This is a genomic window from Pigmentiphaga sp. NML080357 (assembly GCF_002188465.1).
Taxonomy (GTDB): Bacteria; Pseudomonadota; Gammaproteobacteria; order Burkholderiales; family Burkholderiaceae_B; genus Pigmentiphaga.
On the sequence record NZ_NINW01000037.1, the window covers coordinates 115,756 to 140,164 of the forward strand.

20 protein-coding genes and 2 pseudogenes are annotated in these 24,409 nt (G+C 67.5%); 14 read left to right on the forward strand and 8 right to left on the reverse strand.

Going from position 1 to position 24,409, the window contains the following annotated elements; genetic code table 11:
• Positions 1-19: 19 nt before the first annotated feature.
• Positions 20-4,021: pseudogene (gene hrpA, locus CDO44_RS15740) on the reverse strand (ATP-dependent RNA helicase HrpA); the annotation flags it as partial.
• On the opposite strand from hrpA, the gene argA reads away from it, so the two are divergent.
• From argA to CDO44_RS15765, 5 genes are all read left to right on the forward strand, one after another.
• Positions 3,916-5,268 (forward strand): amino-acid N-acetyltransferase, encoded by a 1,353-nt coding sequence (gene argA, locus CDO44_RS15745; RefSeq protein WP_087781172.1) that lies wholly within the window; start codon positions 3,916-3,918, stop codon positions 5,266-5,268. The pseudogene hrpA and the gene argA overlap by 106 nt on opposite strands.
• A gap of 276 nt (positions 5,269-5,544) precedes the next feature.
• A complete protein-coding gene (locus tag CDO44_RS15750; RefSeq protein ID WP_087781174.1) occupies positions 5,545-6,516 on the forward strand; it encodes a tripartite tricarboxylate transporter substrate binding protein in 972 nt (323 codons plus the stop codon).
• 47 nt (positions 6,517-6,563) lie between these two features.
• Positions 6,564-8,867, forward strand: a complete 2,304-nt coding sequence (locus tag CDO44_RS15755) for a molybdopterin-dependent oxidoreductase (protein WP_087781175.1) — start codon at positions 6,564-6,566, stop codon at positions 8,865-8,867.
• 170 nt (positions 8,868-9,037) lie between these two features.
• Entirely contained in the window at positions 9,038-10,093 is a 1,056-nt protein-coding gene (locus CDO44_RS15760; protein WP_158213304.1) for an aromatic ring-hydroxylating dioxygenase subunit alpha, read from the forward strand.
• 60 nt (positions 10,094-10,153) lie between these two features.
• Complete coding sequence (locus CDO44_RS15765; protein ID WP_087781178.1) at positions 10,154-11,155, forward strand: tripartite tricarboxylate transporter substrate binding protein; 1,002 nt, start codon at positions 10,154-10,156, stop codon at positions 11,153-11,155.
• Positions 11,156-11,173: 18 nt separating this feature from the next.
• On the opposite strand, the gene CDO44_RS15770 is transcribed toward CDO44_RS15765, so the two are convergent.
• Positions 11,174-11,713, reverse strand: coding sequence for a MarR family winged helix-turn-helix transcriptional regulator (locus CDO44_RS15770; protein WP_087781180.1), 540 nt, complete (start codon positions 11,711-11,713; stop codon positions 11,174-11,176).
• A gap of 143 nt (positions 11,714-11,856) precedes the next feature.
• Here CDO44_RS15770 and CDO44_RS15775 point away from each other — a divergent pair, with 143 nt between their 5' ends.
• The 4 genes from CDO44_RS15775 (at position 11,857) to CDO44_RS15790 (ending at position 15,630) form a co-directional block, all read left to right on the forward strand.
• Entirely contained in the window at positions 11,857-12,219 is a 363-nt protein-coding gene (locus CDO44_RS15775) for a protocatechuate 3,4-dioxygenase (protein WP_087781181.1), read from the forward strand.
• Between the two features lies 1 nt (position 12,220).
• The gene (locus tag CDO44_RS15780; protein ID WP_087781183.1) at positions 12,221-13,060 is read left to right on the forward strand and encodes a class III extradiol dioxygenase family protein; all 840 of its coding nucleotides are present in this window, start codon (positions 12,221-12,223) and stop codon (positions 13,058-13,060) included.
• Entirely contained in the window at positions 13,057-14,232 is a 1,176-nt protein-coding gene (locus CDO44_RS15785; protein WP_087781184.1) for a 4-hydroxybenzoate 3-monooxygenase, read from the forward strand. The genes CDO44_RS15780 and CDO44_RS15785 overlap by 4 nt, the downstream gene beginning before the upstream one ends.
• A gap of 228 nt (positions 14,233-14,460) precedes the next feature.
• Complete coding sequence (locus CDO44_RS15790; RefSeq protein WP_087781186.1) at positions 14,461-15,630, forward strand: zinc-dependent alcohol dehydrogenase; 1,170 nt, start codon at positions 14,461-14,463, stop codon at positions 15,628-15,630.
• A gap of 20 nt (positions 15,631-15,650) precedes the next feature.
• On the opposite strand, the gene CDO44_RS15795 is transcribed toward CDO44_RS15790, so the two are convergent.
• On the reverse strand, positions 15,651-17,351 hold the full coding sequence (locus CDO44_RS15795) for an amidohydrolase (protein WP_233146207.1): 1,701 nt from the start codon (positions 17,349-17,351) through the stop codon (positions 15,651-15,653).
• A 97-nt stretch (positions 17,352-17,448) separates the two neighbouring features.
• On the reverse strand, positions 17,449-18,321 hold the full coding sequence (locus tag CDO44_RS15800) for an endonuclease/exonuclease/phosphatase family protein (RefSeq protein WP_087781188.1): 873 nt from the start codon (positions 18,319-18,321) through the stop codon (positions 17,449-17,451).
• A 44-nt stretch (positions 18,322-18,365) separates the two neighbouring features.
• On the opposite strand from CDO44_RS15800, the gene CDO44_RS15805 reads away from it, so the two are divergent.
• Complete coding sequence (locus tag CDO44_RS15805; RefSeq protein WP_087781189.1) at positions 18,366-18,581, forward strand: DUF3820 family protein; 216 nt, start codon at positions 18,366-18,368, stop codon at positions 18,579-18,581.
• Between the two features lie 6 nt (positions 18,582-18,587).
• On the opposite strand, the gene CDO44_RS15810 is transcribed toward CDO44_RS15805, so the two are convergent.
• A complete protein-coding gene (locus CDO44_RS15810) occupies positions 18,588-19,304 on the reverse strand; it encodes a GntR family transcriptional regulator (protein ID WP_144389532.1) in 717 nt (238 codons plus the stop codon).
• 63 nt (positions 19,305-19,367) lie between these two features.
• Here CDO44_RS15810 and CDO44_RS15815 point away from each other — a divergent pair, with 63 nt between their 5' ends.
• Complete coding sequence (locus CDO44_RS15815) at positions 19,368-19,760, forward strand: RidA family protein (protein WP_087781192.1); 393 nt, start codon at positions 19,368-19,370, stop codon at positions 19,758-19,760.
• A 16-nt stretch (positions 19,761-19,776) separates the two neighbouring features.
• Here CDO44_RS15815 and CDO44_RS27645 read toward each other — a convergent pair whose 3' ends face one another.
• The gene (locus CDO44_RS27645) at positions 19,777-19,944 is read right to left on the reverse strand and encodes a hypothetical protein (RefSeq protein ID WP_158213305.1); all 168 of its coding nucleotides are present in this window, start codon (positions 19,942-19,944) and stop codon (positions 19,777-19,779) included.
• A complete protein-coding gene (locus CDO44_RS15820) occupies positions 19,941-20,705 on the reverse strand; it encodes an IclR family transcriptional regulator (protein ID WP_087781194.1) in 765 nt (254 codons plus the stop codon). Before CDO44_RS15820 ends, CDO44_RS27645 begins: the two co-directional genes overlap by 4 nt.
• A 44-nt stretch (positions 20,706-20,749) precedes the next feature.
• Between CDO44_RS15820 and CDO44_RS15825 the strand changes: the two are divergent.
• Positions 20,750-21,505: pseudogene (locus tag CDO44_RS15825) on the forward strand (amidase family protein); the annotation flags it as partial.
• 10 nt (positions 21,506-21,515) lie between these two features.
• Here the strand turns inward: CDO44_RS15825 and CDO44_RS15830 are convergent.
• Positions 21,516-21,848, reverse strand: coding sequence for a DUF962 domain-containing protein (locus tag CDO44_RS15830; protein WP_087781197.1), 333 nt, complete (start codon positions 21,846-21,848; stop codon positions 21,516-21,518).
• A gap of 194 nt (positions 21,849-22,042) precedes the next feature.
• On the opposite strand from CDO44_RS15830, the gene CDO44_RS15835 reads away from it, so the two are divergent.
• Both CDO44_RS15835 and CDO44_RS15840 read left to right on the forward strand, forming a co-directional pair.
• Positions 22,043-23,812, forward strand: a complete 1,770-nt coding sequence (locus tag CDO44_RS15835) for a hypothetical protein (RefSeq protein WP_144389533.1) — start codon at positions 22,043-22,045, stop codon at positions 23,810-23,812.
• Positions 23,812-24,396 carry a hypothetical protein gene (locus CDO44_RS15840; protein WP_087781200.1) on the forward strand — a complete coding sequence of 195 codons (585 nt, stop codon included), beginning with the start codon at positions 23,812-23,814 and terminating at the stop codon, positions 24,394-24,396. The genes CDO44_RS15835 and CDO44_RS15840 overlap by 1 nt, the downstream gene beginning before the upstream one ends.
• Positions 24,397-24,409: the final 13 nt, after the last annotated feature.

The following is a 24,409-nucleotide window of genomic DNA, read 5'->3' on the forward strand; positions in this document are numbered from 1 at the left end:
CCTGGGGGATGGGCTTCCCCTACCGGTTCAAGGCTTCCCAACTCTTCTGCAACCGCTTGACCGACACCGGCATCGGCGTACGCAGCTCCTGCGCGAACAGCGCCACGCGCAGTTCCTCCAGCATCCAGCGGAACTCGTCCAGCCTGGGATCCGGCACCCCCTTGCGCGCAATCCGGGCGCGTTGGTAAGGCACCAGCAACTGGTTCAGGTCCGCCAGCAGGCGCGCATCCCGGCCCGGATCGGCGCGCAGCTTGTCGATGCGCGCCTGCACCGCCTTGAAATAGCGGGGAAAATGCGCCAATTGCCCGAACGGCGTATCGCGCACGAACCACTTGGTCATCAACCCTCGCATCTGCTGCTCCATGTCCGCATGGGCGGCGGCATGAGGCTTGGCCTGCGGCAGCTTGCGCTGCGCCGCCGCCCACTCGGCCAGCACCGTCGCCGCCAGCCGCGCGATCTCCTGCGCCAGCAGCCCCACCCTGCCCTTGCCCTCTGCGCGCCGCTGCGCGAAAGCCTCCGCATCGGCCGGCAAAGGGTCCGACAGGCAGGCCTGCGCCAACGCCGCGTCGATGATCTGGTCGCGCAACTCTTCCTGCGTACCCAGCGGCATGTACAGCATGCTCATCTGGGTCAGGCCGTTCAGGTTCTTCTCCAGGAACTTGACCTGTTCCTTCAGCTGCAGCCGGAACAGGCGCAGCAAGCCAGCCCGGTGGTGGCGGGCCGCCTCGTCCGGGTCGTCGTACACATCCAGGTCGCAATGCGTGCCGCGATCCACCAGCGCGGGATAGCCGATCACCGACAGGCCGCCGCGCTTGATCTCCATCAGCTCAGGCAAGGGACCGAAGGTCCAATCGGTCAGGTTCTCGTGCGCGAGCGCCTGCGCCACCTCCTTGTCGCGCGCCGCCACCTGTTGGAACGTGGCCTGCGCCTCGCGCCCCAGTTCCGCCTTCAGATGCGACAGGTTGCGGCTCATGTCGAGCATGCGGCCGTGCTCGTCCACCACGCGGAAGTTCATGAAGAGATGCGCGGGCAAGGTCTCCTGCTTGAAATCGGCCGGCGCCAGCTGCACGCCCCTCTGGTTGCGCACATCGGCGATCAGCGCCTCGATCAGGCTGCGGTCGGGCTTTTGCGCCCGCTCGAACCAGCGGTCATAGAAGCCCGCGGCGTAGTCGGGCAGCGGCACGCAATGGCGGCGCAGCTTCTGGGGCAGCGACTTGAGCAGCAGATGGACCTTCTCCTTCAGCATGCCCGGCACCAGCCACTCGCAGCGCGCCGGATCGAGCTGGTTCAGCGCGAACAGCGGCACCGACAGCGTCACGCCGTCGCGCGGCGAGCCGGGCTCGAAGTGATAGTCCAGCGCCATCTCTATGCCATGCAGCGACAGCTTCTTCGGGAACACCTCGGTGGTCACCCCGGCTGCCTCGTGCCGCATCAGCTCGTCGCGCGACAGGAACAACAGCTTGCCGCCCTGCTGGCCGGCGGCCGAGCTCGCCTCGCGATACCATTTCTCCAGCGTCACCACGCGGTTCACGTCGGCCGGCACCTGCCGGTCATAGAAGGCATGGATCAATTCGTCGTCGACCAGGATGTCCGGGCGGCGCGACTTGTGTTCCAGCTTCTCGATCTCGGCCACGAGCTTGCGGTTGTGGGCGATGAACGGCAGCTTGCTGTCGATCTCGCCCGTGACCAGCGCCTCGCGGATGAAGATTTCGCGCGCATGCCGCGCATCGATGCGGCCGTAGTCGACGCGGCGGCCGGCGTAGACCGTCAGTCCGTACAGCGTGGCCCGTTCGTTGGCCACGACCCGCCCCTCCTTTTTTTCCCAGCGCGGGTCGGACCAGTTCTTGCGCAGCAGGTGGCTGCCCGCGCGCTCCACCCACGTGGGGTCGATGCGCGCGACGCAGCGGGCGAACAGGCGCGAAGTCTCCACCAATTCGGCCGCCACGACCCAGCGCCCCGCCTTCTTGGCCAGGCGCGAACCGGGATGGATGAAAAAACGGATGCCGCGCGCGCCCAGGTACTGGGCCTCCTCGTCCGACTTGTAGCCGAGATTGCCCAGGAGGCCCGACAACAGCGCCAGGTGGATCTGTTCCAGGGTGGCTTCGGTCTGGTTCAGGCGCCAGCCGTGTTCGCCCACCACCGCGGCAAGCTGGGAATGCACGTCCCGCCATTCGCGCATGCGTACCGGCGAGAGGAAATTCTGGCGCAGGTTCTCCACCAGCTTGCGTTGCGACTGCTTGTGCTCCACCGCTTCGTTGAACCACTTCCACAGCTTCAGGAACGCCATGAACTCCGAGCGCTCGTCGGCGAACTTGGCATGCGCCTGGTCGGCGGCTTCCTGCGCGTCCAGCGGCCGGTCGCGCGGATCCTGCACGGAGAGCGCGGCCGCGATGACCAGCATTTCGTTCAGGCAGGCATGGTCGCGCGCGGCCAGGATCATGCGGCCGATGCGCGGATCCACCGGCAGCCGCGCGAGTTCCCGGCCCACCGGCGTGAGGGCGTTGTCTTCGTCGATGGCGCCCAGTTCCTGCAGCAGGTGGTAGCCGTCGGCGATGGCGCGCCCGGGCGGGGCTTCCACGAACGGGAATTGCTCGATGTCGGCCAGCTTGAGCGACTTCATGCGCAGGATGACGCTGGCCAGCGACGACCGCAGGATTTCCGGGTCGGTGAAAGGCGGGCGCGCGGCGTAGTCGGTTTCCTCGTACAAACGGATACAGACGCCCGGCCCGACGCGGCCGCAGCGCCCGGCGCGCTGATTGGCCGACGCCTGGCTCACCGGCTCGATGCGCAGTTGCTCGACCTTGTTGCGCCAGGAATAGCGCTTCATCCGGACCAGGCCGGTATCCACCACGAAGCGTATGCCGGGCACGGTCAGCGAGGTCTCGGCCACGTTGGTGGCCAGCACGACGCGGCGGCCGCTGCCCTTGGGATGGAACACCCGCTCCTGCTCGGCCTGCGACAGGCGCGCGAACAGCGGCAGCACTTCGGTACCGGGCGGATGACGCTTGCGCAGCGCCTCGGCCGCTTCGCGGATCTCGCGTTCGCCGGGCAGGAAGACCAGCACGTCTCCCGGCCCGTGGCGGGCGCATTCGTCCACGGCGTCCACGATGGCGTCGATCAGGTCGCGCTCCTCGTCGCGCGAGAGGTTCTCCTTCTCGCGGGGGCGCTCGGGCTTGCGCGGCGCGGAGTCGTCGGCGTCGCTGGCCTGCATGCCCCGCGTATCGACGGGCCGGTAGCGCACCTCCACCGGATACAGGCGGCCCGAGACGTTGATGACCGGCACCTCGGGCTTGCCGGGCTCGGAGAAATGCCGGGCGAAGCGTTCGGCGTCGATGGTGGCCGACGTGATGATGAGTTTCAGTTCCGGCCGGCGCGGCAGCAGCTGGCGCAGGTAGCCCAGCAGGAAGTCGATATTCAGGCTGCGCTCGTGGGCTTCGTCGATGATGAGCGTGTCGTATGCGCGCAACCATGGATCACGCTGCGACTCGGCCAGCAGGATGCCGTCGGTCATCAGCTTGACGGAGGCGCCCGGCGCCGTGCGGTCGTTGAAGCGCACCTGGTAGCCCACCACCTCGCCCAGGGGCGTGCCCAGTTCCTCGGCGATGCGGCGCGCCACCGAGGTTGCCGCCAGCCGGCGCGGCTGGGTATGGCCTATCATGCCGGCCACGCCGCGGCCGGCCGCAAGGCAGATCTTGGGCAGCTGGGTGGTTTTGCCGGAGCCGGTCTCCCCGCTTACGATGATGACCTGGTGGGCCGCCAGGGCGCGCGCGATCTCCTCGCGCCGCCCGCTGACGGGCAGATCCTCGGGGTAGGTAATGGACGGAACCGGATTGCGCCGTCGTGCCAAAGGCACATTCTTGCTGGATTGTGCGACCATGAGAAGAACTTGGATTAACCCGTCATTATAATTTTGGGATGAACGCAGCCGCCCAACCTCCCGACCCCGATCCTGCCCAACTCGACCTGCACGCCCGGTTCGTGCAGTGGTTCCGCGAGGTGGCGCCCTATGTGCATGCCTTCCGCGGCAAGATCTTCGTGGTGGCTTTCGGCGGCGAACTGGTACAGGCCGGCGCGCTCAACGTCCTGATCCAGGACCTCTCCCTGCTCAGCGCCCTGGGCATACGGCTGGTGCTGGTCCACGGTTCGCGTCCGCAGGTCAACGAGCAGCTGCGCCTGAAGGGCATTCCGTTCCAGTTCGACCGCGGGCTGCAGATCACCGACTCGGCTGCGCTCGAGTGCGCCAAGGAGGCCGCCGGCGAGATCCGCCTCGACATCGAGGCCGCCTTCAGCCAGGGCCTTCCCAACACGCCCATGTCGCACTCCCACATCCGGGTGGTCTCGGGCAACTTCATTACCGCCCGCCCAGTCGGCGTCATCGAGGGCGTCGATTACCGCCACACCGGCCAGGTGCGCAAGGTGGACGCCGAGGCGCTGCGCATGGCCCTGGACCACGGCTCCATCGTGCTGCTGTCGCCGCTGGGTTTCTCGCCCACCGGCGAAGCCTTCAATCTGTCCATGGAAGACCTCGCCACCGCGGTGGCCGTCGCCCTGCGCGCCGAAAAGCTCATTTTCCTGACCGACACGCCGCTCATCCGCGACAAGGACGGCAACGTCGACGCCGAACTGGCTCGCGAGGACGCCGACGCCTTGCTCGCCCAAGCGGATTTCGACCCCGGCACCGCGGTCGTCCTCAAGCACGCGTCGCGCGCCGTCAAGCAGGGCGTCGCCCGTGCCCACCTCGTGCCGCACGACCTCGACGGCAGCGTATTGCTGGAGGTCTTCACCCACGATGGCGTCGGCACCATGGTGGTGGAAGACACCCTGGACGACCTGCGCCCCGCCACCATCGACGACGTCGGCGCCATCCTGCACCTGATCGAACCGCTGGAGGTGGACGGCACGCTGGTGCGCCGCGGCCGGGGCAGCATCGAGCGCGACGTGGAGAAATTCTCGGTGGCCGAGCACGACGGGGTGATCTACGGCTGTGCGGCGCTCTACACCTATCCCGAAGAGAAAATGGCCGAAATGGCCGCGCTCACCGTCAATCCGCAGTGGCAAGGCTCGGGCGAGGGCGACAAGCTCCTGCGCCACATCGAAAGCCGCGCACGCGCCGCCGGCATCACGCGCCTGTTCGTGCTCACCACCCGCACCGCCCACTGGTTCATCAAGCGCGGCTTCGCCCAGGGCAGCGTGGCCGACCTGCCCAAGGACAAACAGGCGCACTACAACCGCAGCCGCAACAGCCAGGTGTTCATCAAGCGCCTCTGAGGCACACAATAAAATGTAAATACATATTTTTTGTGTGATTCATATCAGCATAAACACGCACAAAAAATGTATTTACATGCTTTAACCCTGCAATTATCTTAAACCTAAAGCAATACTGCGGACCGGCGGCCGCGCGGTGGCCTGTGCCGGCCGCCGGCCGCGCTTCGCCGCCAGCCGAGCGGCGGCCCTCGCGTCTTGCCGAATGCATCGCTTCGCAACATCGACGACCCACCGGACGCCCGGCCATCCGTGGCGCCGGCACAGCCAGGAGGAAGTATGGGAATGCATCGCAGGCAATTCGCCATGGCGGCTGCGCTGGCCGCGGCCGCGCCCTGGAGCGCCGGCGCACAGGACGCCTACCCGGTCAGGACCATCACGCTGGTGGTCGCCTACGCGCCAACCGGCGATACGGACGCCATGGCGCGCCTTTATGCCGCCAAGCTGTCGGCGCGCCTCAAGCAGCCGGTCGTGGTCCTGAACCGGCCCGGCGCGGCCGGCACCATAGGCAGCCGCTACGTCAGCCAGGCGGCACCCGACGGGTACACGCTGCTGTTCGCGCCCAACACCGTCGCCACCGCGCCCCTGGTCATGAAGCCCGAAGCGCTGACCTACGACGTGCTGAACGACTTCGCGCCCGTCATACAGACCTCGACCTGCCCCCTGATACTGGTCGCCAACCCGTCCACCGGCTTCAAGAGCCTGGCCGACGTGGTGGCCGCTGCGCGCGGCGGCCACCCCCTGTCGTTCGCCACGCCGGGCGCCGGGTCGCCGATGCACATCGCCGGAGAATGGCTGAACCGCGCCGCCCGCATCGAGATCCAGCATGTGCCCTACCGCTCCAACGTGGCGGCCCAGATCATAGGCGGCCACGTGCCCCTGGGCTATGTCACGCTGGGCACGGTCGCCCAGTACCTGCAGGCGGGCAAAGCCACAGCCCTCGCGGTCACCGATCCGGCTCGCTCTTCCTTCCTGCCGGGCGTACCGACCATCGCGGAGTCCGGGTATCCCGACGTCGTGGTGGGTGCCTGGCACGGCTTCTTCGCGCCCAAGGGCACGCCCGATCACGTGGTGGCGCTGCTCAACCGGCACTTGAACGAAATCCTGCGGATGCCGGATGTGATCGAAACCCTGAAGAATTTCGCCGCCGAACCGGTGGGCGGCCCGCCTGCCAGGCTCAAGCAGCTGGTGGCGGCCGACCATGGCCGGCTCGGCAAGATCATCAACGAACTCGGCATCCGCGCCGACTAGCGGGCGAATAGAATGAGCGAAACGGGCTCTCTCGAGGATGGCCGACCATGAATACCCGCTTCGTGCAAACCGCCTCGCACTGGGGCGTCTACGACGTCGAGACCGACGCGCACGGCGGGATTCTCGGCGCGCGGCCGTTCGATGCGGATCCGCATCCGGCGGCGTACATGCAGGGCCTGCCCGAGATGGTGCGCGGTCCGCTGCGCATAGACCGGCCCTATGTGCGCGCCGGCTACCTGCGCGACGGCCCGGGCCCCGGCAAGCGCGGCGGCGAACCTTTCGTCCCGGTGGACTGGGATCACGCGCTGAGCCTGGTGGCGGACGAATTGCGGCGCGTGCGCGCGCGTTTCGGCAACGAGGCCATCTACGGCGGCTCGTACGGCTGGGCGAGCGCCGGCCGGCTCCATCATGGCCCGAGCGTCCTCAAGCGCTTCCTGGGCCTGCATGGCGGCTATGTCGACAAGCGCGGCAACCATAGCTTCGGCGCGGCGCTCGGCATCATGCCCTATGTCCTCGGCCGTGCCGACATCACCAACCTGGCGGCATCCTGGCCGGAAGTGATCGCCTCGGGGCGGCTGGTCGTGATGTTCGGCGGCGCCGCCCCCAAGAACGCGCAGATCGATGCCGGCGGCGCGGTGGTCCACGACGCTCCCGACTGGGTGCGGCGGGCGGGCGATGCGGACCTGCGCTTCGTCAACATCGGCCCCTCTCGCGCCGACCTCCCGCCGGGCTTGCGCGCCGAATGGATTCCGCTACGGCCCAACACCGACGTCGCGATGATGCTGGGCCTGGCCCACACCCTGGTCGAAGACGGCGCCTGCGACCGGGACTTCCTCGCCCGCTACTGCGAAGGCTATGACCGGTTCGAAGCCTACCTCACCGGCCGCGACAGCGGCATCGCCCGCAACGCCGAGTGGGCCGCGGGCATCACCGGCGTGCCGGCGCAGCGCATACGCGCGCTGGCGCGCGACATGGCGGGGGGCAGGACGCTGATCAACACCAGTTGGTCCGTCCAGCGCGCCGACCACGGCGAGCAGCCGGTATGGATGACAGTCACGCTGGCCGCGATGCTTGGCCAGATCGGCCTGCCCGGCGGCGGCTTCAGCCTGGGCTTCGGCGCGGTAAACGGGATCACCGCGCCGCGGGTAGAAAACATGCCGCGCCCTACCCTTGCCCTGGGCACGAATCCGGTCAAGACTTACGTGCCCGTGGGCCGCGTGGCGGACATGCTGCTGCACCCCGGCAGCCGGATCGACTGCTTCGGCGCGCGCATCACGCTGCCCGAGATCCGGCTGGTCTACTCCATAGGCGGCAACCCCTTCCATCACAACTGCAACCTGAACCGCTTCCTGCGGGCATGGCAACGCCCGGATACCGTCATCGTCCATGAGCCGTGGTGGAACCCGGCCTCCCGCCATGCCGACATCGTGCTGCCGGCCACCACCACGATGGAACGCAACGACATCCTGGCGCACGAGAACTCGCCCTACTGGATCGCCATGCGCCAGGTGATCGAGCCCGTGGGGCAGGCGCGCAACGACTTCGACATCCTCGCCGACCTGGCAGGACGGCTGGGGTTTGGCCAGGCCTATACCGAAGGCCGCGACGAAATGGGCTGGTTGCGGCACATGTACGCCGCGGCCCGCGACCGCGCGCTCGAGGCGGGCTTCGCCCCGCCGGACTTCGACACATTCTGGGAAGCGGGCCGCTACGCATTTCCCCAACCGCAAACCGCGCCGCCGCTGTTGCACGATTTCCGCGCGGATCCGGAACGCCATCCGCTGCGCACGCCCTCAGGCCGGATCGAGCTCTACTCGCAAACGATCGCTGCCTACGGCTATGACGACTGCCCGCCCCACCCGTCCTGGCTCGAGCCGGCCGAGTGGCTGGGTAGCGATACGGCGCGGCGCTTCCCGCTGCACCTGCTGTCGAACCAGCCGGCCACGCGCCTGCATAGCCAGCTCGACCCCGCGGCAGCCAGCCGCGCCAGCAAGATCGCCGGGCGAGAGCCCATCGCCCTCCATCCCCGGGACGCCGCCGCGCGCGGCATCCGGGACGGCGACGTGGTCAGGGTCTTCAATGACCGCGGCGGGTTCCTGGCCGGGGCGGTGCTCGCCGACCATCTGCTGCCCGGCGTCGTGCAGATCGCCACGGGCGCCTGGTACGACCCGGCGCAGGGCGGCGAGCCGGGCGCCCTGGACAAGCACGGCAATCCCAACCTGGTCACCCTGGATACCGGCACCTCGTGCCTGGCGCAGGGCTCCATCGCCCAGACCGCGCTGGTAGAGGTCGAAAGGCATGGCGAGGCGCCGCCGGTAACGGCGTTCGACGCTCCGGCCATCATCGGCTGACCCGGCCGTCGCCGGCCGCGACGATGGGGCGGCGGGCCGGGAAATCCCCGCCCGTCGTTGTATAGAACAATTCAGTTTCCCGCCGATAGAGTCTTCCGCATCGAGGCCGCCACGCCGTGGCGGCCCGGTTGGATATCCCCCGACCTGCGTTTCGAGAAGGAGACTCGTCCGTGGAGCACGTCGTTCGCAACGCCTGGTACGTACTGGGCTGGACAGCAGAAATCGGCACAGGGCCCTTCGCCCGGAGAATACTGGACGAACCCGTCGTCGCGTTCCGGCGGCATGACGGCCGGCTCGCCGCGCTGCTGGACCGCTGCGCGCATCGCCTCGTTCCCCTGTCGCTGGGCAGCGTGGTCGGCGACACACTGCAATGCGGCTATCACGGACTGCGATACGACGGCACCGGCGTCTGCGTGCATGTTCCAGGGCAGGCGAACATCCCCGACGCCGCCCGGGTCCGCAGCTTTCCCGTGGAAGAACGGTATGGCGCCGCCTGGATCTGGATGGGCGATCCCGGACAGGCCGACCCGCGCCGCATCCCGGCCATCGAACGCTATGGCGCGCCGGGCTGGACGGTCATCTGGGGCGCGCCCCAATATCACCGCTCGCACTATCTGAACATCGTCGAGAACCTGCAGGACCCGGCCCACACGACCTACGTCCATCCGGCCACCATCGGCAATCCCGCCTCGAGCGACATTCCTCCCGTCATCGAGGAAACCGAAGGCCACATCGTCACCTACCGCTGGACCCTCGACGCCGAGCCGCCCCCCATCGACCGCAAGAACGGCAACTTCAGCGGACTGACCGACCGGTGCCAGTACTACCACTTCTTCCCGCCCTGCACCTCGCGGGTGGACGTGGTGACGATGCAGGCCGGCCAGGAACACACGGAGGCCAACATGGACCGCGGCCTGCGCGCGTTCAGCTACAAGTTCCTGACGCCCGAGAACGATACGGCCACGCACTTCTTCTGGCTGCACGTGCGCAACTTCGGCGTGGGCGACAAGGAACTCGACGAGCGCCTGAGACGCGAGATGGGCCGGACCTTCGAAGAGGACAACGTCATCGTCTCCGCCATGCAGCGCGAACAGGACGCCACCGGCTTGCGGCAGCTGGCCTGGCTGCGCATCGACGCGGGCCCGACCCGCGCCCGCCGCATGATCGAGAAGATGGCGGCCGTCGAGTCCGCAGCCGCTTCCCCTGCGACCACGACGGCGTCCTGACGCCCGCCGATCGCCAGTCCGTCCACCCGCTCCGCTTGCGTGCCGCCCAAGGAGGCCACCATGTCCCACCGTCCGCATCCCCGTATCCCTCGCGCCTCGTCGCTGCTGGCCGGCCTGGCGCTCGCCCTGTCGGCAACGCAGGCCTGTGCCGGCGCCGCCGACGGCTACCCCAGCCGGCCCATCCGCTTCATCGTCCCCTTCACGCCCGGCGGACTGACGGACAAGCTGGCGCGAAGCGTGGCGCACGATCTGCAGGAAGCCTGGCAACAGCCGGTCATCGTTGAGAACAAGCCCGGCGCGGGCGGCACCATAGGCGCGGACCTGGTGGCCAAGGCCCCCGCCGACGGCTACACGATCCTGCTGGGCACCCATGCGACCCACGCCATCAACGTCACCTTGCTTGCCAACCTGCCCTACGACGCGGTGCGCGACTTCGAGCCCGTCAGCCTGCTGGCGACGGTGCCGAACATCCTCATGGTGCATCCCTCGGTACCGGCGCACAGCGTCCAGGAACTGGTCCAGCTCGCCAAGCGCAAGCCGGGCTCGCTCAATTTCGTCTCGCAGGGCATCGGTACCTCGGGCCACATGTCGGGCGAACTGTTCAAGTCGCTGGCGGGCATAGACATGGTCCACGTACCCGCGCGCGGTCCCGCCCAGGCCGTCAGCGACGTCATGGGCGGGCATGCCGACATCCTGTTCGACTCGGTCGCCATCGGCATGCCCATCGTGCGCTCCGGCAAGCTGCGGGCGCTGGCCGTCACCAGCAGGGAACGCTCTCCCGCCGCGCCCGGGCTGCCGACCATGATCGAGGCCGGCATACCCGACTACGAGATCGTGCTGTGGTTCTCGGTGTTCGCGCCCAAGGGCACGCCGGCCGACATCGTGCTCAAGCTGAACCAGGAAATCGCGCGAGCCATGGGCAAACCCGCGACGCGCGAAGCGTTCGTGCAGGAAGGACTCACGGTCTCCGCTTCGTCGCCGGCGCAGCTAGGGCGCTTCCAGGAGGCGGAAATCACGAAATGGGCACGCTTGATCAAGGCGTCGGGCGCCACGTCGAATTGAATCGACGGCGGGGGCCTCCTACCAGACACCCGCCAGGTCCGGCTTCGACGAGGCCAATTGACGGCTTCCGCCATTGCGGCGGTCGGCTTTTTCCTTCAAGGGATAGTCCTGGTTGAGCTGTTCGGCCGTATGGGTCAGGACGTTCAGCATGCCGTCGAGCGCCTGGATCGCATCCGGGGGCAGCGCCTTGAGGATGCGGCCGTTGATGTCGGCGGTGATGGGAAACAGCTCGGCGTGCAGAGCCCTGCCCTTGCCGGTCAGCTCGATGGCCACGCGATGCCTGTCGCTGCTGCGGCCGACGCGCGACACCAGCCCCTTGGCGACCAGGTCGCTGACGGCGCGGGACACGAGGGGGCGGTCGGTATGGGCTCGCTCGGCCAGCTCGGAAGGCGACATCGTGCCGTAGTCGGCCAGCATCGCGATCAGGCGCCATTCCCGCCGGCTGATGCCGTAGCGGCCTTCGCACAGCCGGATCACCAGCGCCCCGCTGACCGACAGCAACCGCGCGATCCGGTAGTTCAGGAGTTCTTCGCAATTTGCAGGCTGCTCGAATGACATGGCCGCTCCTGCGCCGACGGCGGTTGATTAGAACAATCAAGGACATGAAAGCTAGAGTCATTCTCCATAAAAAGCGCAGTGGCCGCAACGCCGTACGTCGGCGCGGCCCTCCCCATTTTCCCTCGACCCAAGGAGCATCTCCCATGACACCCCATCAACGCGACCGGACACGGCCGATCGCCGAATCGCACGTCTTCGACCTGCAGCTTTCATGGAAGGGATACCGCATCAACAAGCTCTGCAATTCCCTCAGCGAGGCCGCCAACCGCGCCGCCTACCAGGCGGACGAAGAGGCCTACATGGCACGCTTCGGCCTGTCCGAAGAACAAAAGGCGCTGATACGCGCGCGTGACTTCACGGGCCTGCTCGACGCCGGCGCCAACATCTATTTCCTGCTCAAGCTGGGCGTGGTCACCGGCAACGGACTCTACGTCATGGGAGCCCGGATGCGCGGAGAAACCTACGAAGCCTTCCTCTCCACCCGCAACGACAAGGGAGCAGTCTGACATGGGGCGCATCATCGCAGGCATAGGCACTTCCCACGTGCCGTCCATAGGCGCGGCATACGACCGCGGCAGGCAAGCCACGCCGGCCTGGCGTCCGCTGTTCGACGCCTACGTCCCGGTGCGCGAGTGGCTGGAAGAACTCAAGCCCGACGTGGCCATCATGGTCTACAACGACCACGGCGCCGATTTCTTCTTCGACAAATACCCGACATTCGCCGTGGGCGCGGCCGACCGCTATGACATCGCCGACGAGGGATTCGGCGTGCGTCCCCTGCCGCCCATAGAAGGCCACCTGGAGTTCTCGCAGCATTTGTGCGAATCGCTGGTCTACAACGAATTCGACCTGACGGTCTGCCAGGAAATGCGGGTCGAGCACGGTTTCCTGGTCCCCATGCACCTGTGCTTCGAACACACGCCCCGCTGGAACGTGGCGGCCGTGCCCATCGCCGTCAACGTCCTGCAGCATCCGCTGCCCACGGCGCGCCGGTGCTACCGGCTGGGACAGGCCATACGGCAGGCCGTCGAATCCTATCCCGACGATCTGCGCGTCGTGATCCTCGGAACCGGCGGCATGTCGCACCAGTTGACCGGCCCTCACTTCGGCAAGATGGACAAGGACTGGGACCAGGACTTCCTCGACCGGATTGAGCACGATCCCGGCAGCCTGTGCGAACTGACGCACCAGACGCTCATGGAACGGTATGGCGCCGAGGGCATCGAGCTGATCATGTGGCTGGTCATGCGCGGCGCCCTCTCCGAACGGGTGCGGCGCGTCCACCGCAACTACTACGCTCCCATGACCACCGGCATGGGCCTGATCACCCTGGAGGAGCCCGCATGATCGAGCGCACCCAAGTCGGCATCGTCGGCGCCGGCCCTGCCGGGCTGCTGCTGTCCCATCTGCTGCACCGGGAGGGCATCGAATCCATCGTGTTCGATAGCCGCAGCCGCGAACACGTGCAGCAGCGCTTGCGGGCGGGCGTGCTGGAGCAAGGCACGGTCGACCTGCTGGCCGAGGTCGGGCTGGGCGAGCGCATGCGGCGCCTGGGCATGCCCCAGACCAGCATCGACTTCCGCTTCGCCCAGGCCTCGCACCGCATAGACTTCACCCGGGAAATCGGCCGCACCGTCACGGTCTATCCGCAACACGAAGTGGTCCATGACCTGATCGAAGCGCGACTGGCCGCTGGCGGCGACCTGCGCTTCGACACGCCGGTCACGGCCCTCCTCGACGTGGAAGGTCCCTCGCCGACGATCGTGGCCGGCCCGGAAGGCAAGCCGGTGCGCTGCGACTTCATCGCGGGCTGCGACGGCTTCCACGGCATCTGCCGCGATGCCATTCCCGCTTCCGCGCTGACGACCTACGACCGGGTCTATCCGTTCGGCTGGCTGGGCATCCTGGCCGAGGTTCCCCCCGCCGCGCCCGACGTAACCTGGGGCTGCCACGAGACCGGCTTCGCCATGCTGAGTTTCCGGTCCCCTACGCGCAGCCGTCTCTACCTTCAATGCGAACCGGACGACCATCCCGGCAACTGGTCCGACGACCGCATCTGGCACACGCTGCACGAGCGCCTGGACGTTCCCGGCATGCCGCCGCTGATCGAGGGTCCCATCGTGCAAAAGGGGGTGACCGCCATGCGCAGCTTTCAGGTCGAGCCGCTGCGCCACGGCGCGCTGTTCCTGGCGGGCGATGCCGCGCACATCGTTCCGCCCACCGGCGCCAAGGGGTTGAACTCCGCCGTCGCCGACATACGCGTGCTCGGCCGTGCGCTGGCCGAGTATTACCGGCACGGATCCGCCCGGCTCCTGGATGGCTACTCCGAGACCTGCCTGCGGCGCATGTGGCTGGTCCAGCGTTTCTCCGCGGGCTTGTGCACCATGGTGCACAGCTTTCCAGGGCAGAATGAATTCGTGAAACGCCTGCAACGCGCCGACCTGGAATACATGACGGGTTCGGTACCGGGCCGGCTGGCCTTTGCCGAGAACTTCACCGGATTGCCGGTCGAAGCCTAGGACCGACGCCGGCGCCCGCCTCCGGGCCCGCCTGCTTGAGCAAGAAGGAAACTGCGCGGGGTCGACGCCAGGCTGCACGGCCATGGCTCGATCGACGCCCGCGATGCGGCGTACGCGGGAATGCCTGCCCATGCGTGGAATTTGGCGTGCGCCATGCGGCCGGCACGGCGTTTGCTGCATGCTTCGGCTCGCGTACTTGCGGCGCGTATCCGGCGGAAGGAGAAGGCGATGAAAGCGCTGTGCTGGCATGGCAAGAAAAACATCCGGTACGACACCGTCCCGGACCCTCGCATCGAGCAACCGGGCGATGCCATCGTCAAGGTCTCCGCATGCGCCATTTGCGGCTCCGACCTGCATCTTTTCGACGGCTTCATCCCCGGCATGAAGTCCGGCGACATCATGGGACACGAATTCATGGGGGAAGTGATGGAAGTGGGCCCCGGAACGCGGGACCTGAAGGTCGGCGACCGGGTGGTCATACCCTTCACCATCGCCTGTGGCGCATGCGATCAATGCCTGCGCGGCAACTATTCCGTCTGTGAGCGCACCAACCGCAACAAGGAACTCGCCGAAAAGGCCTTCGGCCACTCCACCGCGGGGCTCTTCGGCTATACCCATCTGACGGGCGGCTACGCAGGCGGGCAGGCCGAATACGTGCGCGTGCCCTACGCCGACACCACGCACATCAAGGTGCCGGAAGGATTGACGGACGAGCAGGTGCTGTTCCTGGGCGACATCCTGCCTACCGGCTGGCAGGCGGCCTTCCAGTGCGACATCCAGCCCACGGACACGGTGGCGATCTGGGGTGCCGGCCCGGTGGGCCTGATGGCCATGCGCAGCGCGCAGCTGCTGGGCGCACGGCAGGTCGTCGTCATCGATCGCATTGCCGAACGGCTCGCCATGGCCGCCGCGGCCGGCGCCACGACCATCGACTTCGAGCAGGAAAGCGTGGTGGCGCGGCTGCGCGACCTGACCGCCGGCAAGGGACCGGAAAAATGCATCGACGCGGTAGGCCTCGAGTCCCATGCGGCGCGCTCGCTGGACGCCATGTACGACCGTGCCAAGCAGGCGGTCATGCTCGAGAGCGACAGGCCGCACGTGCTGCGCGAGATGATCTACGTCTGCAGGCCGGCCGGCGTGTTGTCCATACCGGGGGTCTATGGCGGACTGATCGACAAGATTCCGTTCGGCGCCTCGATGAACAAGGGCCTGACCTGGCGCATGGGGCAGACCCACGTCCAGCGCTGGAGCGGCGAGCTGCTGGGCCTCATCGCCGAAGGGCAACTCGACCCTTCCTTCGTCATCACCCATACCGAGGCGCTGGAGGACGGGCCGGACATGTACGAGATCTTCCGCGACAAGGAAGACGGCTGCGTGAAGGTCGTGCTCAAGCCCTGAGCGGCGTCGCGCGGCCGGACTCAGAAAGCCGCGGCGCGATATACCTGCTTGCCGCCGACATAGGTGGCCAGGGCCTTCAGGCGCTGCACCTCGGCGGCCGGAATGCTCAGGTAGTCCGCCGACAGGACCACGAAATCGGCCAGCTTGCCCGGTTCGATCGAACCCTTGATCGCTTCCTCGTCGGTCAGGCGAGCATTGTTGATGGTCATGAGCCGCAAGACGGCATCGCGCGACGGCACGGCCTGGTCGGCGCCATAGATCCCGTCCGAGATCGTGTCGCGCGTCAGGAAATGGTACATGGCCCAGAACGGATTGACCGGGATGACCGGGGAGTCCGTGCCGCCCGCCAGCATGAAACCCTGCTCCATGTAGGTCTTGAGCGGCGTGACCTGCGAGGCGCGGTCCATGCCCCAATAGCGCTTGAGGACCGGCGCGGCAAGATAGAGGTGGTCCTGCACCGACATCCGCAGGTCCAGCGCGCGGATGCGCGGATACTGGTCGGGCCGTGTGACGAAGGCGTGCTCGATGGTCCAGCCGCGGCCGTTGATGTCGCGCTCGGCATCGGCCCGCTCGAATCCCTGCAGCACCTCGTCCACCGCGGCATCGCCCACGGCATGCACCGCCGCGCGCCACCCCGCGCGATTGATGCCTGCCACGTACTCGTTGAAGCTTGCCTGCGGAATGGTCTGCAGGCCGTGATACGTGCCGCCCTTGCCCAGCTCGCCTTCGTACGGGCGCGTCATGTAGCCGCCCTCGAAGCCGCCGTCCACGCTGATCTTGATGCCCCAGACCCGCACCCACTCGTCACCCTCGCCCTGCCGAATGCCGGCTTCGACGATGCTGGAACGGAAATCCGCCAGGTCCTTGGGGCGGAACAGGATGCTGTAGCGCACGGTGGCCTGGCCACTGTCGCGCAGTTGCTGGAACTGGCGATAGGCCGCCACCGTCGTGCCTGGTATGCGGATGCTGGTCAGTCCGTACTCGTTCAGTTTCTTCTGCTGCGCCTGGAGAACGGCCTGGCTCATCGGCGGCGGGGGCGGCAGCGGCGCGAGGCGCTTGGCCGCATCGGTGAGTTCGCCCGTCAAGCGGCCCGCGGCATTGCGGGGAATGGCGCCGCCCGGCGGCACCGGCGTGGCGGGCGTGATGCCATACTTGGCGAGCGCCGTGTCGTTGAGGAAATAGCTGTGCCCGCCGCGCACCAGTATGACCGGCACCCCGGGCGCCGCGGCCTCCAGTTCATCCGCGGTGGGCAAGCGCTGTTCTTTCAGCTGCGCTTCGTGCCAATCGCTGTTGGACACCAGCACCTGTCCCGGCTTGGCCGCCTTGGCCGCCTCGGCCACCTTGGCGAAGAGCTCGGCCAGCGAACGTGTCGCCGACAGGTCGATGCCGGGACCTCCGCCCACCGCATGCAGGTGAGAATCCGCCAACCCGGGAATGACCGTACGGCCATGCAAATCGACCACCTGCGTAGTGGGCCCGGCAGAGGCCTTGACGCGCTCGTTCGTGCCGACCGCGACGAACCTGCCGCCGCGAACGGCGAAGGCCTGGGCTACCGACGAACGTGGGTCCACGGTCACGACCTTGCCGTTGACGAAAATGGCATCGGCGATCTCCGGCGCCGCGCCGCCTCCCGGGTTGCCGCCCGCGCATGCCGCCATCGAAGCCGCGGCGCCCGCCACAACCAGCCCCCGCACCCAAGCCCTGCCAACCATTGCGTCCATGGCGCGCCCCACTCGTCGTCGGAAGACGCTAGTTTGGTACCTCAAATATTTAAATGTCAAACACTTTCCGGCGTTTCGCCCATGTCCGCCTTGCGCCTCAGGCCAGCTCAAGAATGAGCGGCTGGTGATCCGACGCGGCGCTGCGGGGGTCGACTTCGCAGCGTGCCACCCGGCCGGCGAGGTCCTCGGTCACGAAGATGAAATCGCATGCGAACGGTCCATCGGGCCACTGTGCACGGTCATGGAGCCCGACGGTCGCATCGTGGCGGCGGCCAGGATGCGCGCAGACCCATGCATCCGCAAAGGACGGCACCCCTGCCTGCGGTTCGAGCATGCGCCGGTAGGCGGAACTCCCGGCCGCGCTATTGAAATCGCCGCAGAATATGGCGCTTGCCGGCCGGGCGGTCTCCGCGAAAGGACTGTCGATCCGCTCGGCGGGCGCGGGCTCCCGGGCGTGCGCCACCGCCTCCGCATGCAGGCCGCGCAGCGCCTGCACTTGCGCCAGGCGCTGGATTTCGGAATAGAACTCCAGGTGTGTCGTCACCACGCGCAGCGGTCCCGCTCCGGTTTGGACATGCAGCTCGAGCGCGACGCGGGGCATGGACGGCCGTGCGGGATCGGGAGGCCACGGCAGCGCGTGGCGCAGCGCGCGGACAACCGGCAGGCGAGCGGCGATGGCATTGCCGAATTGGCGGCGGGGCAAGCCGGGGGCCAATCCGGCCAGATCCGTGGCGACCGCGTCGAAAACCGCATAGCCCGGCAACAGCGCGGCAAGCTCGGCATACTGGTCTGCAGAGGGGCCGCCGGGCAGCCCGGCGCTGGCGGACGTCGCATGGAACCCGCGGCTGACCTCCTGGAAACACAGCACGTCGAACTCGCCCAGCGCTTGCGCTTCGTGCACAATGCGCGCCAGGTCCACGCGGCCGTCCGCGCCTCGTCCCCATTGGATGTTCCAGTTCAACAGGCGCATGATGGGCCTCCTTCGCCGCCTATGCTGCCACGCTATCTTTATCGATGAATCCTGAAGATCTGCAACGCCTGGTAACGGTCACGATGCCGTACGGGAAGTACAAGGACCGCCTGATTGCCGACCTGCCCGGTCCCTACCTGGCGTGGTTCGCCCGCAAGGGTTTCCCGCCCGGCGAACTGGGGCGCCTGCTCGCATTGATGCACGAGATCGATCACAACGGCCTGTCGTCCCTGCTGGGCCCGCTGCGCCGGCACCGCTAGCGCGGCTCACGACGAGGCGCGGCGCCGCTTCTGGAACAGTTCGAGCGCGTGCAGCCCTACGGCGCGTGCACGCTGGTTCTGCAACACGATGGCCGCCTGGGCCGCCTCGGGATCGCGCTCGCGAATGGCGCCCAGCAGGCGATGGAATTCGTCCACGCTTTCCGCCGGCCGGTTCGGGTGGTTCATCGACGATGCCCACAGGAAACCCAGGCGCGCATTGATCTTGCGGATGAACGCCGCGAGCGGCTCGTTGCGCGCGCCGGCGATGAAAGCCTCGAACAGCTGGTGCTTGGTCGCCCGGATGCGCGCCACGTCGCGTGACGCCAGCGCCAGTTCGAATTCATCGATGCGGTCCGAGAACGCGTCCATCTGCTCGGCCGGGCCGCGCATCGCAAAACACGCCGCGGCGAGTTTCTGCAGCGCCACCCGCACTTCGTGCAGTTCGAGAAACTGCGCTTCGTCGATGGCCCGCACGGCGGGGCCGCGATGGGGCGCGACTTCCAGGAGCCCCTCGCCATCGAGCTGGCGGATGGCTTCGCGCACCGACGGGCGGCTGGCGGCGAAACGCTCGCACAGCTCCCGCTCGGTCAGCTTGTCGCCCGGAAGATAGACCCCCTCGGTAATGGCGTCGCGCGCCACTACCCGCCCCGGGCGCCCGAAATACGCATCATGATCGAGAACGGCGGCATGCGTGGAGCCCTGCAGGCCCATCTGCGGGCGCACCCCGAACTCGGACGACCCTATGCGGAGTAGACTACGGGCCCTTTCACTGCGAGGCCATCCGCCATGCCCCTGCAAGCCCACTACGCCAAGACGCTGCCCAAGCCCCGCTTCCGCTACACGCCCTGCATCCAGGCCGGCCCGTACTATCAACTGGCCGGCATGATCGCGCTCGATGCGGAAAGCGGCCAGTTGGAAAGCGGCGGCGTCGCCGCCGAAACGGACAAGATCATGCGCAACATGCTGGCGGCCCTGCCCGAGTACGGGCTGGCGCTCGACCAGCTCGTCATCGCGCGCATCTTCACGACCCGCTTCGATCAATTCGCCGAGATCAACCGCGTCTGGGAAGGCTACTTCCCCGAAGGCACCACGCCTCCCGCCCGCACCGCAGTCGGCGTCGCGGCCCTGCCGCTGAATGCCTCGGTGGAGATCGAGTTCTGCTTCTACCGGGACGCCTGACCGGGGCAAATAGCGTTCATCCCTGCAGCGTGAGCGCGTTGGGGCCGCTGACCAAATGCAGCCCGCGTCCGGCCCGGACCGCCTCTTCCTTCAGCATCCGCAGCAGATCGTCGTCCGCCAGCGCGTCCAGCAGGCTGCGGGCGATTCCGCCGAGCCCGATCACGGCAATGATGGGTTTGCTCATTTGAGGTCGGCGTTCATCTGCTTCGAGAAAATGGCCGCCAGCTTGCTGGCGGCGTCCAGCAGCGCGCGCTTCATCTTTTCGTCGTCGTAGCCCTGCATGCGCTGCGAAGGTCCGACGATGGACACCGAGAACATCACGCCGATCTGCGAAAGCGGGATCGGCGCCGCGACCGCCACCAGCCCGCGGTCGATTTCCTCGCGGCAATAGGCGATCCCGGCCTTGCGGACCCGCCGCAATTCGTCGCGCAACTGCTGCGGCGACGTGATGGTGCGATCGGTCAGCGCGGGCAGCGGCTCGTCCAGCAGCGCCTCCCATTCCCGTTCGTCGCGGAAGGCCAGGATGGCCTTGGCCGAAGCCGCCGCATGGGGCGGCATGACATGGCCGGGATTGACGTAGCCGTGCCAGTCCTTGGGCGGCGTGGCCATGACGATGCTCTCGATGCGGTCGCCGCGCAGCATGCTCAGGAACGCCGTTTCCTGGAACTGCTCGACCAGGCCATAGAGCACCGTGTGCGCGACAGCCGCCATCTGGTCCGGCGAGATCGCCGTCCCCAGCAACCGGCGCATGCGTCCTCCCAGCAGATAAGTGCGGCGCACATTTCCCGCGACAGCCTCGAACGGCGGTTCGGCATCGAGGCAGCCGGCACGGCACAGTCCGGCCAGCATCCGGTGCAGCGTGCCCTTGGGCATGTCGAGCGCGGTCTGTATTTCGCCAAACGGCAGGCCGGCAGGATGCCTCGCGACCAGTTCGATCACTTCCATCTGCCGTTCCAGCAGGGACCGGTTCTTGGACGTCGGCCCGCTACGACCAGCGCGGCGTCTTTCCGCTGGCTCCCTCGCTGGACAGTATCGGCCCCCTGGTCCGCACCGTCGCCGACGCGTGCCTCATCGACGACGCCCTGCTGGGGCGCGCTCCGGCTTTCAAGGAAAGCGAACACAAGAGGGCGCGACTGGTAATTCCCTCGGGAATCATGCTGGATGGCCTGGAGGCCGGCGTGGCCGCCGCATTCGAGGCGACGGCAGGCATCCTGGCGCAACGCGGCTTCGCCATCGAACACCGGGCCGTTCCCGTGCTCGACCTGACCCACTATCTGTTCGCCACTTTCGGCACGCTGGTGGGCATCGAGGCCGCGGATGTGCACCGCGCATTGCTAGACAGTCCGGAGCTTGCGCGCGTGGACGCCCGCATCGTCCAGCGCCTGCGATCGGGGCAAGCCATCCCTGCGCCGAACAGGCAAGCCCTGCGCGACAACCGGCCTCGCCTGATCGCCGCCATGACCGCCGCCCTGGCTCCCGACGAAGCGCTGCTGTTCCCGACGGTGCCCATGGCCGCTCCGCCCATCGCGGCGCTGGAAGCGGATCCGGCCTGGTTCGCCCAATGCAACGCGCGTGTGTTGCGCAACACCATGATCGGCAGCTATCTCGACATGCCGGTGCTCGCCCTGCCGTGCGGAACCGACGGTTCCGGCCTGCCCGTGGGCATGAGCCTTGCCATGGCGACGGGGCGCGACGATGCGCTGCTGGCGCTGGGCCTCGCTATCGAAGGCGCACTGGCGGCCTAGGGCCGGATGCTCACCATTTCCGCCGGCCGGTCAGCGTTTCCGCCAGCAGCCGGAAATCTCCCCGCAGCGACCACCAAGGATGGGTAAAGGTGGCGGGCCGGTTCCTCTCGAAAAAGAAGTGCCCCGCCCAGGCGAGACCGTAGCCGCAGACCGCCGCCGCCAGGAGCAGCCACGGCGCGCGCAGCACAGCCGCCAGGGCCAGCAGCAACAGGGCCAGGCACGTGCCCGTCACGTGCAGGCGCCTGGAGACGGGATGCGTGTGCTCCCGCAGGTAAAAGCGGTAGAACTCGTCGAAGCTGCGATAACGCTCGCCCTGGGGCGGGCGCGAATGGGCGCTGTCCATGTGCCTCCCCTTTCCGGGTGCCGCCGGCTGGCGGCCTGGCCGCTGCCTTCAGCTTTCACATTATGCGGCCAACCTTCCATCGTCTAACGTTTCCGTCACTTGATCGCGGCTCCTCATGCATCCCGAAACGCCCGGGATGCGTCACCATGTATCATTACGTAACAAAAAACCTAACTCATGTGGGAATCGCATCGATGAGATTATTTGCCGAGGCAGGAACACGCATATCCGCCGGCGCTCCGCCGTGCCGGAACACACCTATCCTGTGGCGGCACGGGACGGCTACGGCCGTCCTGCTGCTATCGACTGTGCTGGTCGCCTGCGGGGGCGGCAGCGGAGCCAAGCCGCCTCCCGAAGCGGGCAAGGTGTCCGGCACCGTCACCTACGATGCGGTGCCGGCCGTCAAGTCCGAAGGCTTGGATTACACCGCCACGCGCTCGCTGCCCGTGCGCGGCGCGGTAGTGGAAGCCTTCAGCAAGACCGAGACCCTGGGCAGCACCGTGACTGACGCCCAAGGCAAGTATTCCCTCGTTCTGCCTCCCGGTCGCGAGATCCAGATACGGGTGCAGGCGCGCCTGCTGCGCGAAGGCAAGGAAGGGGCCTGGAGCGTGGCGATACGCGACAATACCAAGCCGGGCTATACGGCGGTGCCCACCAACGCCCCTATCTATGCCATGGAGAGCAAGCCGCTGTCCGTACCCCGGGAGGGCATGCTGCTCGACCTGCACGCGGCATCGGGTTGGATAGGCAGCAACGCCACGGGCGGCTACACCGGCGCGCGCGCGGCCGCGCCCTTCTCCGTGCTCGACCAGGTCTATGGCGCCATGCAGCGCTTCCTGGTGGTCGCGCCGGACCTGAACTTCCCCCACCTGGACATCTATTGGAGCGAGAACAATCGAAGCTCCGAAGGCGAACCGGAGAACGGCGACATCGGCACTAGCCACTTCAATCCGGAAGGCCCCGCCCCCGGCCTGTACATCCTGGGCAAGGCCGACGTGGACACCGACGAATACGACACCGGCGTGGTTGTCCATGAATGGGGCCACTACGTTGAAGCCCGCATCTCGCGCTCGGATTCCGTGGGGGGCCAGCATGGCGAAGGCGACAAGCTCGACATGCGCGTGGCCTGGGGCGAAGGCTGGGGGAACGGACTGGCCGGCATCGTGCGCAACGATCCGCTCTATGTGGACACCTCGGGTCGGAACCAGCAGGACAGCTTCTTCTTCGACGTCAGCGCTCCGCCCGCGCCGCCCAACGATGCCGCCTGGTACAACGAGGCGGCGATGCAGTATTTCATCTACCAGTTGGCGCAGCAGCCCGGCGGTTTCGAGACGACGCTCGCCATTCTCCGGAACGAGCAGAAGCACACGCCGGCCTTCACCAGCATCTTCCCGTTCGGCGCCGCGCTGGCCAAGCGACTGGCCGACAGCGCCGTAATCGGGAACGTGAACACGCTGCTGGCTTCGATCGGCACGCCCACGCTGGACGAACTGGACGACTGGGGCGGCCCGGCGTCCTACACCATTCCGGCCGTGCCGCCGGCCCTCGCCAAGCCTTACATGCGGTTCGACGCGCCGCCGGCGGGAACACCCGCCACACCTCAGCAGGTATGCGTCTCCAATCTGCTGGGCGAGGATTACAACAAGCTGGACCAGGGCCGGTTCCTGCGGCTCGAAGCACCGAGCGCGGGCACCTACAGGCTGAGCGCGTCCCTCGTCTCGCCCCCTGGCTTCACATCCAAGGCGCACATATGGCTGTCCCGGCAGGGCGAGCCGATCCAGGAAGACGACGACGCAGTCGAGAGCGTGCTCGAAGCCGGCACCTATACCGCCTTCCTGGTGGATACTGTCCTGAGCAACGGCGGCGATGACGACGAAGACGAAGACGGCGGCGCTGCCGCTCCCGCCAACACCCGAGTCTGCTATCAGGTGAGTTTCGAACGAATTTCCGCAGGAGCCCTGTGATGCGCCCCCCTCTGAACCATCATGCCGCGCGCGCCCGTGCGCCGCGCCTTGTCACCGCCCGCCTGGCCGTCCTGCTGGCGGCGGCGCTTCCCGTTCTTCCCGCCTGCGCCCATGAAACCCGCCAGGCACCCGCCGCGGCGGGTGCCACAACGAACGCCGACGCCTTCGTGGCACGCCCCGGCAAGCCTGGGGACGTCGTTGCCGTCTCGGTTCGGGCACCAGCCGCGCCGCTCGCCGTCGGCGCCACCACCGTCGGCCTGGCTCTGCGCGGGTCGCCGGGCGTAACCCAAGTGGAATTGAAATACGGCGCCGAAGGTGCGCTACGCGTGGACGGCGCCTCTCCCACGATCGTCCCGCTGGACGCTCAGCGGCGTGCTGTCGTAGAGGTGCCGCTTACCGTGCTGGGTACGGGCGTGCACTACCTGAACGTCTATATCGCTGCCAACGGACGGCACAGTGCCCTGTCGGTGCGCCTGGATGCCGGACAGGCTGCCGCGCAGAACCGGAAGCAGTCCGTACCCAACCAGGGCGGCTTCGTCGTGCTGCCCGCGCAGGAAACCCGCTCCGGCGGTGCCGCCCGCTAGCCTTGCCCGTGGG